Source organism: Herbaspirillum sp. CF444, from assembly GCF_000282135.1.
Lineage (GTDB): Bacteria > Pseudomonadota > Gammaproteobacteria > Burkholderiales > Burkholderiaceae_D > Herbaspirillum.
The window spans coordinates 30,213-44,161 of sequence record NZ_AKJW01000060.1 but is presented as its reverse complement, the minus strand read 5'-3'; the positions used below and the strand labels follow the sequence as shown (position 1 = coordinate 44,161).

The 13,949-nt window shown below is 55.5% G+C and carries 11 protein-coding genes and 1 pseudogene; 8 read left to right on the top strand and 4 right to left on the bottom strand.

What is annotated here, in order from left to right; translation table 11 throughout:
- The first annotated feature begins 174 nt into the window (after nucleotides 1-174).
- The 7 genes from PMI16_RS12885 to PMI16_RS12855 all read left to right on the top strand — a co-directional run bounded on the left by PMI16_RS12885 (nucleotide 175) and on the right by PMI16_RS12855 (nucleotide 8,558).
- Nucleotides 175-1,563 (top strand): phosphomannomutase/phosphoglucomutase, encoded by a 1,389-nt coding sequence (locus PMI16_RS12885; protein ID WP_034380382.1) that lies wholly within the window; start codon nucleotides 175-177, stop codon nucleotides 1,561-1,563.
- A 45-nt stretch (nucleotides 1,564-1,608) separates the two neighbouring features.
- A complete protein-coding gene (waaC, locus tag PMI16_RS12880; RefSeq protein ID WP_007880140.1) occupies nucleotides 1,609-2,640 on the top strand; it encodes a lipopolysaccharide heptosyltransferase I in 1,032 nt (343 codons plus the stop codon).
- 21 nt (nucleotides 2,641-2,661) lie between these two features.
- Nucleotides 2,662-3,531 carry a Kdo hydroxylase family protein gene (locus PMI16_RS12875; protein ID WP_007880133.1) on the top strand — a complete coding sequence of 290 codons (870 nt, stop codon included), beginning with the start codon at nucleotides 2,662-2,664 and terminating at the stop codon, nucleotides 3,529-3,531.
- Complete coding sequence (gene waaA, locus PMI16_RS12870; RefSeq protein WP_007880132.1) at nucleotides 3,531-4,802, top strand: lipid IV(A) 3-deoxy-D-manno-octulosonic acid transferase; 1,272 nt, start codon at nucleotides 3,531-3,533, stop codon at nucleotides 4,800-4,802. Before PMI16_RS12875 ends, waaA begins: the two co-directional genes overlap by 1 nt.
- Before the next feature lie 85 nt (nucleotides 4,803-4,887).
- Nucleotides 4,888-5,922, top strand: a complete 1,035-nt coding sequence (locus tag PMI16_RS12865) for a phytanoyl-CoA dioxygenase family protein (protein WP_007880131.1) — start codon at nucleotides 4,888-4,890, stop codon at nucleotides 5,920-5,922.
- Nucleotides 5,923-6,006: 84 nt separating this feature from the next.
- Entirely contained in the window at nucleotides 6,007-7,485 is a 1,479-nt protein-coding gene (locus PMI16_RS12860) for an MBOAT family O-acyltransferase (protein ID WP_034380361.1), read from the top strand.
- Nucleotides 7,486-7,493: 8 nt separating this feature from the next.
- Entirely contained in the window at nucleotides 7,494-8,558 is a 1,065-nt protein-coding gene (locus tag PMI16_RS12855) for a hypothetical protein (protein ID WP_007880127.1), read from the top strand.
- Nucleotides 8,559-8,666: 108 nt separating this feature from the next.
- Here PMI16_RS12855 and PMI16_RS12850 read toward each other — a convergent pair whose 3' ends face one another.
- Entirely contained in the window at nucleotides 8,667-9,488 is an 822-nt protein-coding gene (locus PMI16_RS12850; RefSeq protein ID WP_007880125.1) for a 2OG-Fe(II) oxygenase, read from the bottom strand.
- 360 nt (nucleotides 9,489-9,848) lie between these two features.
- On the opposite strand from PMI16_RS12850, the gene PMI16_RS12845 reads away from it, so the two are divergent.
- A complete protein-coding gene (locus tag PMI16_RS12845; protein WP_337469835.1) occupies nucleotides 9,849-11,063 on the top strand; it encodes an RHS repeat-associated core domain-containing protein in 1,215 nt (404 codons plus the stop codon).
- A 141-nt stretch (nucleotides 11,064-11,204) separates the two neighbouring features.
- Here PMI16_RS12845 and PMI16_RS25325 read toward each other — a convergent pair whose 3' ends face one another.
- The 3 genes and pseudogenes from PMI16_RS25325 to PMI16_RS12835 form a co-directional block, all read right to left on the bottom strand.
- Complete coding sequence (locus tag PMI16_RS25325) at nucleotides 11,205-12,125, bottom strand: putative adhesin (protein WP_443134890.1); 921 nt, start codon at nucleotides 12,123-12,125, stop codon at nucleotides 11,205-11,207.
- Nucleotides 12,126-12,137: 12 nt separating this feature from the next.
- Nucleotides 12,138-12,332 (bottom strand): annotated as a pseudogene (locus PMI16_RS26795) (RHS repeat-associated core domain-containing protein); the annotation flags it as partial.
- Between the two features lie 833 nt (nucleotides 12,333-13,165).
- Nucleotides 13,166-13,774 (bottom strand): trimeric intracellular cation channel family protein, encoded by a 609-nt coding sequence (locus PMI16_RS12835; protein WP_034380380.1) that lies wholly within the window; start codon nucleotides 13,772-13,774, stop codon nucleotides 13,166-13,168.
- Nucleotides 13,775-13,949 lie beyond the last annotated feature (175 nt).

Genomic DNA, 13,949 nt, shown 5'->3' with positions numbered 1-13,949 from the left:
AGCGGCCTGTTTGGGCGAATTGTCGCGTTACGAATCGGGGTCAAGACGCCCAGTCTTGACCCCGATTCGCGCCTTGCACTTCATCCCAAACAGGGCAAGCTCGCACTCACGCCCATTTATGAAATGAGTTCTAGTTCCATCCTGCGTTTGCGTCAACAACAAGAGAATCAATTCATGACCGTCATTGCGTCTTCCATCGCATCTTCCATTTTCAAGGCTTACGACATCCGCGGCATCGTCGGCCAGACGCTCAATGCCGATGTCGCGCGTCAAATCGGCCGGGCCTTCGGCAGCGCTGCGCTGGCCAAGGGGCAGACAGCGGTCGTGATCGGCCGCGACGGTCGCTTGTCCGGCCCCGAATTGACGGCGGCACTGGCCGAAGGCCTGCAATCCGTTGGCATTGACGTGGTCGACCTGGGTGTGGTCGCAACGCCGATGGTGTATTTCGGCACGCATGTTCTGGGCACGCAATCCGGCGTCATGGTCACCGGCAGCCACAATCCGCCTGACTACAACGGTTTCAAGATGGTGCTGGACGGCGAAGCGATTTACGGTGATGCGATCCAGGCGCTGTACCAGGCTATTGTGAAAAATCAATTCATCAGCGGCGCCGGCAGCTATCGTACTCATGACATCCGCAAGGAATACATCGCCCGCATCGTCGGCGACATCAAGCTGGCGCGGCCGATGAAGATCGCGGTCGACTGCGGCAACGGCGTGGCCGGGGCCTTTGCCGGCGAGTTGTATCGCGCGCTCGGCTGCGAAGTGACTGAATTGTTTTGCGAAGTCGACGGCACGTTTCCCAATCATCATCCCGATCCGGCGCATCCGGAAAACCTGCAGGATCTGATCGCCAGCCTGCGACAGAGCGACGACGAAATCGGCCTGGCATTCGACGGCGACGGCGATCGCCTCGGCGTGGTCACCAAGGACGGCCAGATCATCTATCCGGACCGCCAGTTGATGCTGTTCGCCGCCGACGTGCTGACGCGCCATCCGGGGCGCGAAATCCTGTACGACGTCAAATGCACGCGTCATCTGGCGCCGTGGATCGGCGCACGCGGCGGTCTGCCGCTGATGTGGAAGACCGGTCACTCGCTGGTCAAGGCCAAGATGCGTGAAACCGGCGCCCCGCTGGGCGGCGAGATGAGCGGCCACGTGTTCTTCAAGGATCGCTGGTATGGTTTCGACGACGGCTTGTATGCCGGCGCCCGCCTGCTCGAACTGATGAGCCGCGAAGCCGATCCGTCGGCCGTGCTGAACGCCTTGCCGCAATCGACCAGCACGCCCGAGTTGCAACTGAAGCTGCAAGAGGGCGAGAACTTCGCGCTGATCGATCAATTGCAAAAGGATGCAAAGTTTCCGGGCGCCGAGCAGATCATCACCATCGACGGCCTGCGTATCGAATATGCCGACGGTTTCGGCCTGATGCGCTCTTCCAATACCACGCCGGTGGTGGTGTTGCGCTTCGAGGCGGAAACGCCGCAAGCGCTGGCGCGCATCCAGGAAGAATTCAGGCGCGTCATCCTGGCGGCCAGGCCGGCGGTAGCCTTGCCGTTTTGAAAGAGGTAAGATGCTGGCCCACAGACAAAGAATAGTGGGTTAGCCTTGAATATCCTGATCGTCCGCGTTTCATCCTTGGGTGACGTGGTGCACAACATGCCGATGGTCGCCGATATCCGGCGGCATTATCCGGATGCCAACATCGATTGGGTGGTGGAAGAGGCCTATACCAGCCTGGTGCGGCTCAATCCGCTGGTGCGCGACATCATCCCGATCGCGTTGCGACGCTGGCGCAAAAGCCTGGGCAACGCGGCCACGCGTGCTGAAATTGCGGTTTTTTACCGGCAACTGCGGCACGAAGCCTACGACGTCGTGTTCGACACCCAGGGCTTGCTGAAAACCAGCGTGGTCATGCGCCTGGCGCGCCTGGCGCCGGGCGGCAAACGGGTCGGACTGGCCAATGCCACCGAAGGATCGGGCTACGAACCGATCTCCAGAATATTCCATACGCAAAGCGTCGCCGTCGGCTTGCATACCCATGCGGTCATGCGCGCGCGCGACGTTGCCGCGGCGGCGCTGGCTTACCAGCCCGATACGGCGGCTGATTTCGGTTTGCAGGCACCGGTTTTTGCGGCGCCGCCGGCCTGGTTGCCGCCACAGCCTTACGCCGTGTTCTTTCACGGCACCGCGCGCGCCGCCAAGCAGTGGCCGGCCGAACATTGGGTCGCCGTCGCTCAGGCCTTGAGCGACAAGGGTTTGCCGGTGTTGTTGCCGTGGGGCAGCGCCAAAGAAAAAGCGGCTGCGGAAAGCCTGGCTGCGCGCATGCCGCGCGCCACCGTCTTGCCGGCGCTGCCGTTGATGGAGGCCGTGCTGCTGGTGCAGAATGCGGCGCTGGTGGTCGGGCTCGACACCGGCCTGACGCACATCGCCGCGGCCTACTGCCGCCCGACGGTGGAGATTTATTGCGATTCGCCGCGCTGGAAGACCGAGGGCAACTGGTCGCCGCGCGTGGCCAATGTGGGCGATACCGGCGCTGCTCCTGACGTAGCGCAAGTACTGGCTGCGATTGATGCGGTATTGTCTGTCCAGGCTGCGGCGCCGGATGATGGCAGCGTCAGTAGCGGCGTCGTCGCCTGAACAACGAGGCATAATATCGAGATGGAATCGCAAATCATAGAAATCGACATCGCCGACTGGCATGTCGCCGCGCCGAACCAGGACTGGATCGCCGGCCTGGAAGCAGGCAAGGTGCTGTATTTTCCGCACCTGCCGTTTGTCTTGTTGCCGGAAGAGCAAACGCTGCTCACGCCGACCATACGCGACCCCAAGGTGCGCAACATCAGCCTGGCCGCCAGCGGCCATCTGAAGGGCGCGCTCGGCGACACCGCCACGCAACTGGCGCTGGCGCTGATGATAGGGCGCTTTCGCGAGCAGGCGCAGTCCTTGGTCTATTCGCTGTTGCCAAAGTATCAAGGCGCCCTGCGGCTGGCGCCCACCAGCTATCGTCCGGCCAAGGTTGAAACACGGGCGCAATCCTGGCGCGCCGACGACCGTCGCCTGCATGTCGACGCTTTCCCCTCGCGCCCCAATTACGGAGAGCGCATCCTGCGCGTGTTCTGCAACGTCAATCCCGATGGAGTGCCGCGCGTCTGGCGCGTCGGCGAACCGTTCGAAACCGTGGCCAGGAAGTTCCTGCCGCGCGCCAAACCCTATGTACCCTGGCAAGCCAGCGTGATGAAGGCCTTGCACATCACCAAATCCTATCGCAGCGAATACGACCACCTGATGCTGCAACTGCATGACGGCATGAAAGGCGACATGGCTTATCAGGAAAGCGCCGGCCAGGTCACCATGCCGTTTGCCGCAGGTTCCGTGTGGGTGTGCTTCTCGGACCAGGCTTCGCACGCCGTCATGTCTGGCCAGTACATGCTGGAACAGACGCTGCATCTGCCGGCCGACAGACAATACGACCCCTCGGCAAGTCCGCTCGCGATCCTGAGCAAACTGACCGGACGCCGGCTGGTTTGATGCGACTGCTCTATTCCGCGTTGTGGTGGGTGGGTTTGCCCTTTGTGCTGTTGCGCCTGTGGCGTCGCGGCCGCAAGGAGCCGGGCTATCGCCGGCATATCGGCGAGCGTCTGGGCTTTTATGGCCAGTTCCGCGATCGCACTGTGCCGCCAATATTATGGGTCCACGCGGTGTCGGTCGGCGAGACGCGCGCTGCGCAACCTCTGATCGAAGCACTGCTGCACGCCTATCCTCGCCACACGGTCTTGCTGACGCACATGACCGCCACCGGCCGCGTCACCGGCCGGCAACTGTTCGCGCATCATGGCGAGCGCGTGGTGCAAAGTTTCTTTCCTTACGACACCGGCTGGATGTGCGCGCGTTTCTTGCGCCATTTCAAACCGCGGATCAGCATCCTGATGGAAACCGAAGTCTGGCCGAACATGGTGCGTCAGTGCCGTCTTCACCAGGTGCCGGTGGTACTGGCCAACGCCCGTTTGTCGGCGCGCTCGCTGCGACGCGGCCAACGCTTCGGCGCGATTTTGCTGGAAGCCGCAGCGAACATCGATTGCGTCGCTGCGCAGTCGGAAGCCGACGCCGAGCGCCTGCGCCTGTTCGGCGCGCGCAGTGTGCATGTGACCGGCAGCATCAAGTTCGACGTCGAGGCGCCGGCCGAGGCAGTCGCCCTGGGCGAACAATGGCGCGCCGGTTTTGGCGCGCGCCCGGTGTTGCTGTGCGCGAGCACGCGCGAGGGCGAAGAGGAATTGATCCTGGATGCGCTTGCGGCCATCGATCATCGCGCATTCCTGACGATCATCGTGCCGCGCCATCCGCAACGCTTCGACGCAGTCGAGTCGCTGATCCGCGCGCGCGGCTTTGCCGTGCAGCGGCGCTCGGCATTCGCGGCGACGCCGCCTGCCGGCGATGTGCAGATCGTATTGGGCGACTCCATGGGCGAGATGTTTGCTTACTACGCTGCATGCGACCTGGCGTTCATCGGCGGCAGCCTGCTGCCGCTGGGAGGACAGAATCTGATCGAAGCCTGCGCGCTCGGCAAACCGGTCCTGATCGGCATGCACACCTTCAACTTCCAGACCGTCAGCGAGGATGCGACGGCAAGCGGCGCTGCCATGCGTGTTCAATCGGCGGGAGAGATGCTCGCGTGTGCCGCAGCGCTGCTGCAAAACGAGGATGCACGCCGTGCGATGGGCACAAGCGCGATTGCTTTCGCCAGGAAATATCAAGGCGCGACGGTACGCACGATGGCATTGCTCGCGCCTTTGATTCGCTGAACGTTCCCCGGCGACAGCCGCTTTGTGCAAGACGGCATCGTCGGATGCTTATAATGATGAGAAATCAATGGAGGACAGGCATAGCATGCTCAAGAAAATCAAACGGACCATCCGTCAACTGAAAAATGCGTTGCTGCTGCTTGTGGCATTTTGCCGGTACGGCCTTTCCGGAAAAATGCCGGCGTGGACGGGAAATGTCCACATCGCTTCTTTTTGTGCGACCTCCGGACGGAGCAATGACTGGATGAGCCGAGTGTTGTCGCTGTTTTTCCCGCCCAGGAAAATCGAATTCGAATCGACGGTGCTGTCCCCGTTGCCGGAGGCGCAGCTGAAAGCGTTGACGGCGGAGCTGGACCAGAACGGTTACGTCATTTTGGATCAGCGTTTGCCCGCGGAACTGTGCGACCGGCTGATGCATTTTGCCTTGACGCAGGAAGCCGTTTTGCGTCAAACGGATGGTCAACGGCATGTGCATCAGACTGCACTCTATGACGCCGCGAATCCGCGTGCAGTCATCTATGATTTTGAAAAGGAAGCGATACTGGGCAACCCGGAAGTGCAGGCGCTGCTCATTGATCCGACGCTGATCTCCATTGCGCAATCCTATTTCCGCAGCCAGCCGATTGCCGACATGCTCTCGATGTGGTGGAGCACGGCTTATACGGACAAGCCCGACGGCGAGGCGGCGCAGATGTATCACTTCGATATGGATCGCATCAAGTGGCTGAAGGTGTTCATTTATCTGACCGATGTCGGCAAAAACAACGGGCCGCACTATTTTGTATCCGGCTCCCATCGCAGCGGCGGCATTCCGGATGCGCTGCTGGAGAGAGGCTACGTCCGTCTTCAGGATGAAGACATCGAGCGCAATTATCCGGCACGGAACATTCGTGAATTTACCGCGCCCCAGGGCACCATCCTGATAGAAGACACACGCGGCCTGCATAAAGGGCAGCATATCAGGGAGGGGCATCGCCTGATACTGCAATTCCAGTTCAGTAACAGTTGCTTTGGTGCGGAAACGTCCAAGCCGGTCATCAAGGCCGGAGCCGATACTGCATTGGCGCGCATGATTCGCCGCTATCCTCGCATGTTTTCCGGCTACAAACTGCATAGCTGATTCGGGCTGCCGCCCAACTCATTCATAACGATATCCGGTGCGGTCGTATCGCACTGCCGGAGCCCAGAGGGAAGCAATACCGCCGTGCTGTTCAATTCCTACGAATTCCTGTTTCTTTTTTTACCGATAACATTCATCGGTTTTTTTACCCTTGCAAAAATCGGTCGTGGGGTTGCCGCCGGATGGCTTGTCCTCGCGTCGCTGTTTTTTTACGGATGGTGGAACCCCAAATTCACTTTTCTTCTTCTGGCATCGATCAGTTTCAATTACGCCATGGGCTATGCAATTTCCCGCCAGCGCCAGCGCGGGAAAGTATTGCTGACCATTGCCGTTGCCGCCAATCTGCTGCTGCTGGGCGTCTTTAAATACAGCAACTTCTTCATTGCGACCGCCAACTCCCTGGCCGGAGAATCACTGGCGCTGACGGACATCGTTCTGCCGCTCGGGATTTCATTCTATACATTCACGCAGATTGCCTTCCTGGTCGATACTTCGCGCGGTATCGCACGCGAGTACAACTTCGTTCACTATCTCTTGTTTGTGACCTATTTCCCGCATCTGATCGCCGGGCCGGTTCTGCATCACAAGCAAATGATGCCGCAGTTCGCGTCACCGGCGATCTACAAAATCAATGCGCATGACGTCGCCGCCGGATTGACTATCTTCACGATCGGCCTGGCCAAGAAGGTGCTTCTTGCCGATAGCTTCTCTGCCTATGCCAGCCCCGTGTTTGCCGGTGCAGAGCATGGCGTGCATTTGCACTTCTTCGCTGCCTGGATTGGCGCGCTGGCCTATACCATACAGCTGTATTTCGACTTTTCCGGCTACTCCGACATGGCAATCGGTCTGTCGCTGTTGTTCGGCGTACGCTTGCCGATCAACTTCAATTCGCCTTACAAGGCCGACAGCATCATCGATTTTTGGCGCCGCTGGCATATGACGTTGTCGCAGTTTCTGAAGGACTATCTCTATATTCCTTTGGGCGGAAACCGGCACGGAAAACTCCGCATGTACGTCAATTTGATGGCGACCATGGTCCTCGGCGGATTGTGGCACGGCGCGAATTGGACATTCGTGCTCTGGGGCACGTTGCATGGATTTTATTTGCTGGTCAATCATGCCTGGCGTGCGCTCGCGAAAAAGATGGGCTTTGCCGCAGGCGATGGTCGCAGCATGATGGGCGGCATCGTCACATTTCTTGCCGTGGTCGTGGCCTGGGTCATATTCCGCTCAAGCAGCATTCATGCGGCTTTCAGCATGTTGGGCGACATGCTGCATTGGCCGGGGGGATATCATGTCGATCCGGCGGCAATCAAGCTGGCTGCCGTGCAGTCGCGAGAATTCTTTGCACCCTTCGACCTGGGCGTGAAGCGCTTTGCCATGCTGATGGCGTCCGCTGCATGCATATTGTGGCTACTGCCCAATACACAGGAATATATGAATGGCGGCCATCGTCTGCGCTGGACTCCCACCAGGATCAATGCGCTGCTGTGGGGTTTGGTGTTCGCACTCTGCGTAACAAAAATGGCCAGTGTTTCGGAATTTCTGTACTTCCAATTTTAAGGTGCGCCGTGTTCGTCTCGTATCTACGCATTTTCTTTCTCGTCGGGCTGTTGCCGGTGGCATTGCTGTCTGCCGCCAATTTTTTTCTGGATCCGTATGAGATATTTCAGACGCATTTGTTTCCCGACGTAGGCGCGACGCAAGAGCGTTATCTCAAGATCGAATTGCTGAAGAAAAACAAGACGTTCGACACCTTTCTGTTTGGCGGTTCGAGAATGGGGACCACCGTTCCGGCAGACATCGAAGCCGTCCTCCCCGGAACGCACATTTACAACTTCTATGTATCGTCGGGAAATCAGACGGACAATCTGGTGCATGGCCGGTGGCTGCTGAAGACGCAGCCTCAGTTAAAGACGTTCTACGTCCAGGTCGATTGGCCGGATAGTGTCGGCCTGACCAAAGCCAATTATCAATACTGGACCCATCCGGAAGTGTTGGGCGACAGCACCGCGGGATTCCTTGCGCAGTACCTGTTTCTCTTGCCGTATCAGGCGATGGAATTCAAGCTCGACAACAATGGCAAGAGAAAAGGGGAGTTGAAGATGCCGCTGTCGGGAGGAAACTACTACTATCCCAAGCGTGATCAGGAGCTGGCCACGAATTGTGCTGCCTACACGCAAAAAAACGCATCGTTTTTTGCGCCTGTCGTGGCAGAAGAACCGTCGGCAGAGAAAAGGCAAATGATTGATCAGAGCCTGGCGGATCTGGCGCTGCTTGTGCAAGATGCTGACCGGCGCGGCGTCCGGGTCAAGCTCTACGTCACCCCGTATCATCACAAGTTCCTGGATCGTCTTAGCGTGGACGACTATGGCTATTTTCTTCAGAGACTCGCGGCGATTGGTCCCTACTGGAATTTTGGCGTCTATTCAGACATCACGCGCAATAATTGCAATTACTACGAGACGTCGCACTACATCGGCAGTGTCGCCCCGCACCTGTATCGCATCATGTCAAAGCAACTGAGCGAGCCGGGCATTGCGCACTATGTGACGCGGGAAACCGTCGCGGACGAGCTTGCCTATGTCCGCGCCAATTTCCTGAAAAACAGAAATGCCGCATCGGTACAGCCTTGATGGCGCCATGTTCCGGTCGCGCCTGGGGATGGCGTAAACGATTGCGATCAGCGAAAGCCTGATCGCAATCGATCAGTGGCGATCGGCCGGCGTCACCATGAGGAAGATTCAGTCTTTTTTCTTGTTGACCAGATGCTTGCCGCGGCCGATCTTCAGCGTCTTCGACACGAAATTGCGCAAGCGGTTGTCAAATACGCCGATCAGTCGTTTCAGCTTTTCTTCCGGACGGCCGGAAAATGACGTGACGTGGAAATAGTCCGACTCGTCGGGCGAGATGGCAGAGAAATAATAATTGGACACGCAGCAGCGCGGGCGGTTGGCTTTGACCGGGCTGACCGAGTGCCAGCTGAGCTTGTTCGTTTCCATCACGACCAGACGATTGAAGTGCGATGTCAAGGTCTTGGGGACGGTTCTGTCTTCATTCCACAGCTCGAAATTCCCGCCATTTTCCAGCGCCCAGTCAGGCGACACGTAATAGAGCAGGTTCAGGCGGCGATATCGCTCCCGATTGGCGTCATGACTATTGTCAAGATGCGGATTCAGATAGTCGCCTTCGAACATCATCGATAAGCCGCCGGCGTACAACTTTGGATCGGGTTCGATTTTCGTCAGGCCGACGATGTCGGAGACCAGATCAACGATCTGCGAATCCTGAAAAGCGTAAGTAATGTCCGCCAGGATCTGTTCGTGCGTATCCAGATTGGCGGACGTTCTTTTCCTCTCGCGAAATGATTCGCGACTGAAGAAGCCGTCGCCATTTTTCGGGAAGGCCTGATAGATGCTGTTGCACAAATCCGGCGGCAACAGATTGTCGATGATGAAGTGTTTGGTCGTCGTGCCTTGAGGGTGCTGCCATTGCTGCTGAATACTGTCCCGATTCTCGTTGAGTTTATTGACAAGCAACGTGACGAAGGTGTTTTTATCCGACATGAATTCTCTTCTCAGTTCCTATTTCGATCTCGAATGGATACCTTTCATACAGAGCTGACTGTATAGGGCGTGAAAGATATGCGATATTCCGTAGGAGCCTGCCCCTAGTAAGAATGTAATCGGAATGACAGCCTTCTCAAATAAGACTTGGCGCAAATTTCAGGCCGGCTACGTGAGTGCGCAAATGAGCTGGACCCGACACTACCACTAGGACGAAACTAGCGTTTCATCCAATGTAGATGGGGAGGTTTGTCATGGATATCAACATTCTCGGAATTGATTTAAGTCGCGATGTCACTGGCGGAAATGAATTAACCTATCTACTATATAAAACGACAATGGGATGAAGCGAGCTCGGCATTGGACGCTAACGTTGGATTGCGACGCGCTGCAGCGACTCACCTATATGGCCGGGGAAATAGAAGTTCAACTTCAGAAAGCGAGAGTCAAGCAATGCTGAGCAGTCTGTTGGACTATAACGGCGAGCGGCTGGATCCGGTAAGCGGCGCCTATCACCTGGGCAATGGTTATCGGGCCTACAACCCGGTGTTGATGCGCTTCAACTGCCCGGACGATTGGAGTCCGTTCGGGGCGGGCGGTATTAATCCGTATACCTACTGTGCCGGCGACCCGGTTAATCACACGGATCCTTCCGGACATTTAAGCTGGCAAGCATGGCTGGGGATAGGCCTTGGCGCGTTCAGTCTGGCACTGTCCGTCTTCACGGCAGGGGCTTCGATCGCGGCTGCCGGCGGCGTGATGGTAGCCATCGATTCGGCTTCGATGACATCACTCGCCGTGGGCGGGGCGGGTATGGTGTCGGATGTTACGGCCATCGCCAGTGGGGCGGTAGAGGACTCCCCGCCTAGCGCTTTGGCAGCGTTGGGCTGGTTCTCGATGGCGACCGGGATGGTCGGACTCGCCCATGGGCTATTCCCGCTGGTAAAGAGGGGGTATGGCATGATGCACGGCACGTATGCAGAAACGAGTCGGGCGCTTAGTGATGGTTTCAGTTCTGAAGTGTCCTTCCGTGGCGAAGTATATGTACCTGCGCGCTTCGAACATTATGAGAGTGGTAATGACGCGGGCGGTCATCCCGGTGGATTCACTTATCTAGATGCGGCAGGTAGCAATAAAGAATATGTAAACGACCGGTCCGTTTTGAGTTCGCGCACTGTTAAGGTGACGGATACACCGTTTGAACCGGAGCTTTATCAGCATCTGGTCGGCAACCTTAATCCCCGCACCGCCCGTGTGGTCGAAACTACCTCGGCGGTGATGGTGCTGATGCGGGGGGCGAATGGCAACTTCTACCGCGTCCGAAGCGATTTTGTCTGGTATCAGGGCCCTCGAAATCAGATCACAGTGATGCCAAACGGAGAGGTAGATATGTCCGCAGGTCAACAGATGCGGCGAAACATGCTGCCGGGCATGAGTACGACGGGGGACATGGCCTATCAGATTCCACCCGCTAACATGACGCAGACGCGGGCTGGGACATTTTCGTCCTATTTTTTGGTGGGACGTGACGAATTAAGGCAACTGGGGCTGGCAATCCCACCCACGCAACCATGATAAGAAGGTCACTCCTCACGGTTTAAGTGAGTGTGTCGATAATAAGAAGAGGCCCGGCCGAACCGGGTCTCTTTTTTAATTAGGACCCGCTAGAAGTCCTATATTTGATGTCAAAGCTTTGATAGCGCATATTCTTTCCAGCTATGTCCCTTCATATCGACCACGGCAAAAATAACCATCTATGGATGAATAGTTGTATCCATGTGCCTGTAACTGACGCAATACTTCACTTAATCTGATGCTTTTTTTATTAAATCGATTTCTGATTGTTAAAACATCTCTGTTTTCATTTGCATACCTTGGATGTTCTCTTGCTTCGTTCAAATCACGCATAATACTGGCATACGTTTCAAAATATGGTTGGTCCTCATGTTGTCCGGCTCCCAAACCTTGCGGACCAACAATTCTGTGCTCAGTCATAAATAGCTGATGATTTCCCTGAGCTTTTGATAGCGTGTAGTCTTCTATAACGTCGCCTGAACTGTAAGTTTCTATAACTCTTTTATCCCCTTTTAAAACGGTTAATAATCGAGAAGAGCCGTAACTAGCATTGTCACCTGTGTATGAAAGAAGATTGTCCCCATGTCGGGAGTAAAAGTGTAAAGCTGTGGTTTGCAGTTCAAATTTATCGCGAGGAAGATAAGCTCCGTGAGCGCGTATAACTAGCCTTGTAGCATTGGAATCAGTATTTCTGAAGAGGTATAAATTCTTTCCGACGGCTATCCGTTGCGCTGAGGAAGCGGTTCCAGCTTCCATCATCAGCCCACCAAATGGCCGATTACTCATTCCCTTAAGCGCACTGAAGCCTCTGCCAGCAATTTCCCCGCCTACGACAGCCAGCACAGACCCAGTAACAAGTGCCGCCCAGCTTTCCCCGCTCATGTCACTTATACTCTGATGGTCAATGGCCATGGCTCCTGCTGTAATCGTGATATCCGTTACAACTGTAAGAGGGGTGAGCACAGCAATTGTTGCGGGTAGGGATAAGCCACCAGTAGCAACCCCGAGGGCGACCCCGACGATGGCGCCAGCAATCAGGCCAAAGAGGGCGCCATCGCTCATATGGCCGGATGGGTCAGCTCTGTTAACCGGGTCTCCTACACAATATACATAGGGATTAATCCCTCCGTTACCAAATGGACTCAGGTCGTCTGGGCAATGAAACCGCATCAATACCGGATTGTAGGCACGATAACCGTTTCCCAGATGAGACATACTACTGATGGGGTCTAATCGTTCGCCGTTAAACCCCAGGACACAATCATTCATAGCAGCTTATTTTGAGAATAAATATTTATGGAGATACCCCATGGACATCGCAGGGGGGTAGGCCAGTGAAGTTGAATAATTCACAATAAGGACGACAAGTATATGATGTGCACTTCACCGTTCTTCTGCGGACTCACGACAAAGCGCTGCTTGCCCGCCCCGGGGTAGCCTACAACGGCCAACGAGTAGTCATGGTTATCAAACAACTCCAGACGTAGGGGCGCTAGCAAGGAGGAGCTCGTGTGCAACTGTTCGGCGACCTCTGGGTTGATGCGAGCGGTGCGATCGTATGACAGGGCGTTTGGTGTCTCGTCTTCCATGACCTGCGGGGGCCATTCGAAAGCGATAGTGAGACAGCATTTTCTTGAAGTATGTTTGGCATGGGGTACTTCCTTGATGTGTGCTGTTTTGTGAGCGCAGACCTATTTCACAGGCATTTGCGATGCTTCGAGCAGTAGATGGTTTTGTTATTGATGCAGGAATATTTATAGTGCAAATACTATCTCGTCATCTATCTCAAATTATTGCTGTGCATGGCTCTGGTTCTAATCGTATGTGCGCTTTACCATATAGAGCGAGAGATCGCGATCCCAGTTGCTAAGAAGCCGCGCTGAAAATGCTTGGACTTCAAAAGTCCGGCGGTGTTCGCTTCATGGCGCCGTTTGCTGCTGCAGTCACATCATCAGCGCGCTGATGATCTCGTTCAAGCATTGACTGGCTTTACCCTTCGCCCGGGTTCACGTTCCTACTGGTATTGAAAGCAATAGATGGCTATCGTACGCGACAGCCTGTCCGTGGGGAGAATTCATGGCGGCAAGTTGTCTTATGAGGTGTCAGAACCTCTGAAATTTTGGAAGTTCCCAATGCAAATATATTGCAAGTATTCGAAGTAAGAAACCGATGGAAATGGATGCGAGAACAGATATAGATATATCCACATTGGTCTGTAACAGGCCAAGATATATGCAGCCAGTAATTAATGAAATACTTGCATAGAGCTCACGCCTTAGTACAAGAGGTATTTCGTTGCAAAGAATGTCCCGCAAGAGCCCGCCAAATATCCCCGTGATCATGCCGAACGCAATGACGATACTGGGGTGCATGTGTTCGTATGTTCTGGCAATGTCGCAGCCAATGATCGTGAAAGTGACCAAGCCCAGGGCGTCAACGATTAAAAAGACCATGTTGAAACGATGCACAGTTTGTGCGGCTAGCGAGGAAATGATTGCTGCACCGATAGTAAATATCAAGTACTGGGGATGAGCAACCCAACCTAATGGATAGTGGCCCAAGAGAATATCCCGGACAGTTCCGCCTCCCAGAGCAGTAATGGATCCGACGAGGCAAAGGCCGAATAAATCCATCTCTCGGCGCATGCCTGCGATAGCACCGGATGAAGCTTCAGCCGTAATGGCCACCAGATAAATATAGTGTAGCAACATTGTCGACCTTTCTTCCATTGGGGCGGATGTCCTGCATCTCTTGACTCCAAATGCATCAGCTAGCGTAGAACAAGATGATCAGAGAAATGGTTTTCGTATGCTTGAAAAATACTGTCGCATCCAACGAAAGTATTTGCTAGAAAAATACAAAAAAGCTGTGGCGATATTTCTTCGA

Coding starts and splice junctions, on each gene's coding strand:
- PMI16_RS12835 (WP_034380380.1), bottom strand. CDS start 13,774: ATGTTGCTACACTATATTTATCTGGTGGCCATTACGGCTGAAGCTTCA.
- PMI16_RS12875 (WP_007880133.1), top strand. CDS start 2,662: ATGGAATCGCAAATCATAGAAATCGACATCGCCGACTGGCATGTCGCC.
- PMI16_RS12885 (WP_034380382.1), top strand. CDS start 175: ATGACCGTCATTGCGTCTTCCATCGCATCTTCCATTTTCAAGGCTTAC.
- PMI16_RS12850 (WP_007880125.1), bottom strand. CDS start 9,488: ATGTCGGATAAAAACACCTTCGTCACGTTGCTTGTCAATAAACTCAAC.
- waaA (WP_007880132.1), top strand. CDS start 3,531: ATGCGACTGCTCTATTCCGCGTTGTGGTGGGTGGGTTTGCCCTTTGTG.
- PMI16_RS12865 (WP_007880131.1), top strand. CDS start 4,888: ATGCTCAAGAAAATCAAACGGACCATCCGTCAACTGAAAAATGCGTTG.
- PMI16_RS25325 (WP_443134890.1), bottom strand. CDS start 12,125: ATGAGCGATGGCGCCCTCTTTGGCCTGATTGCTGGCGCCATCGTCGGG.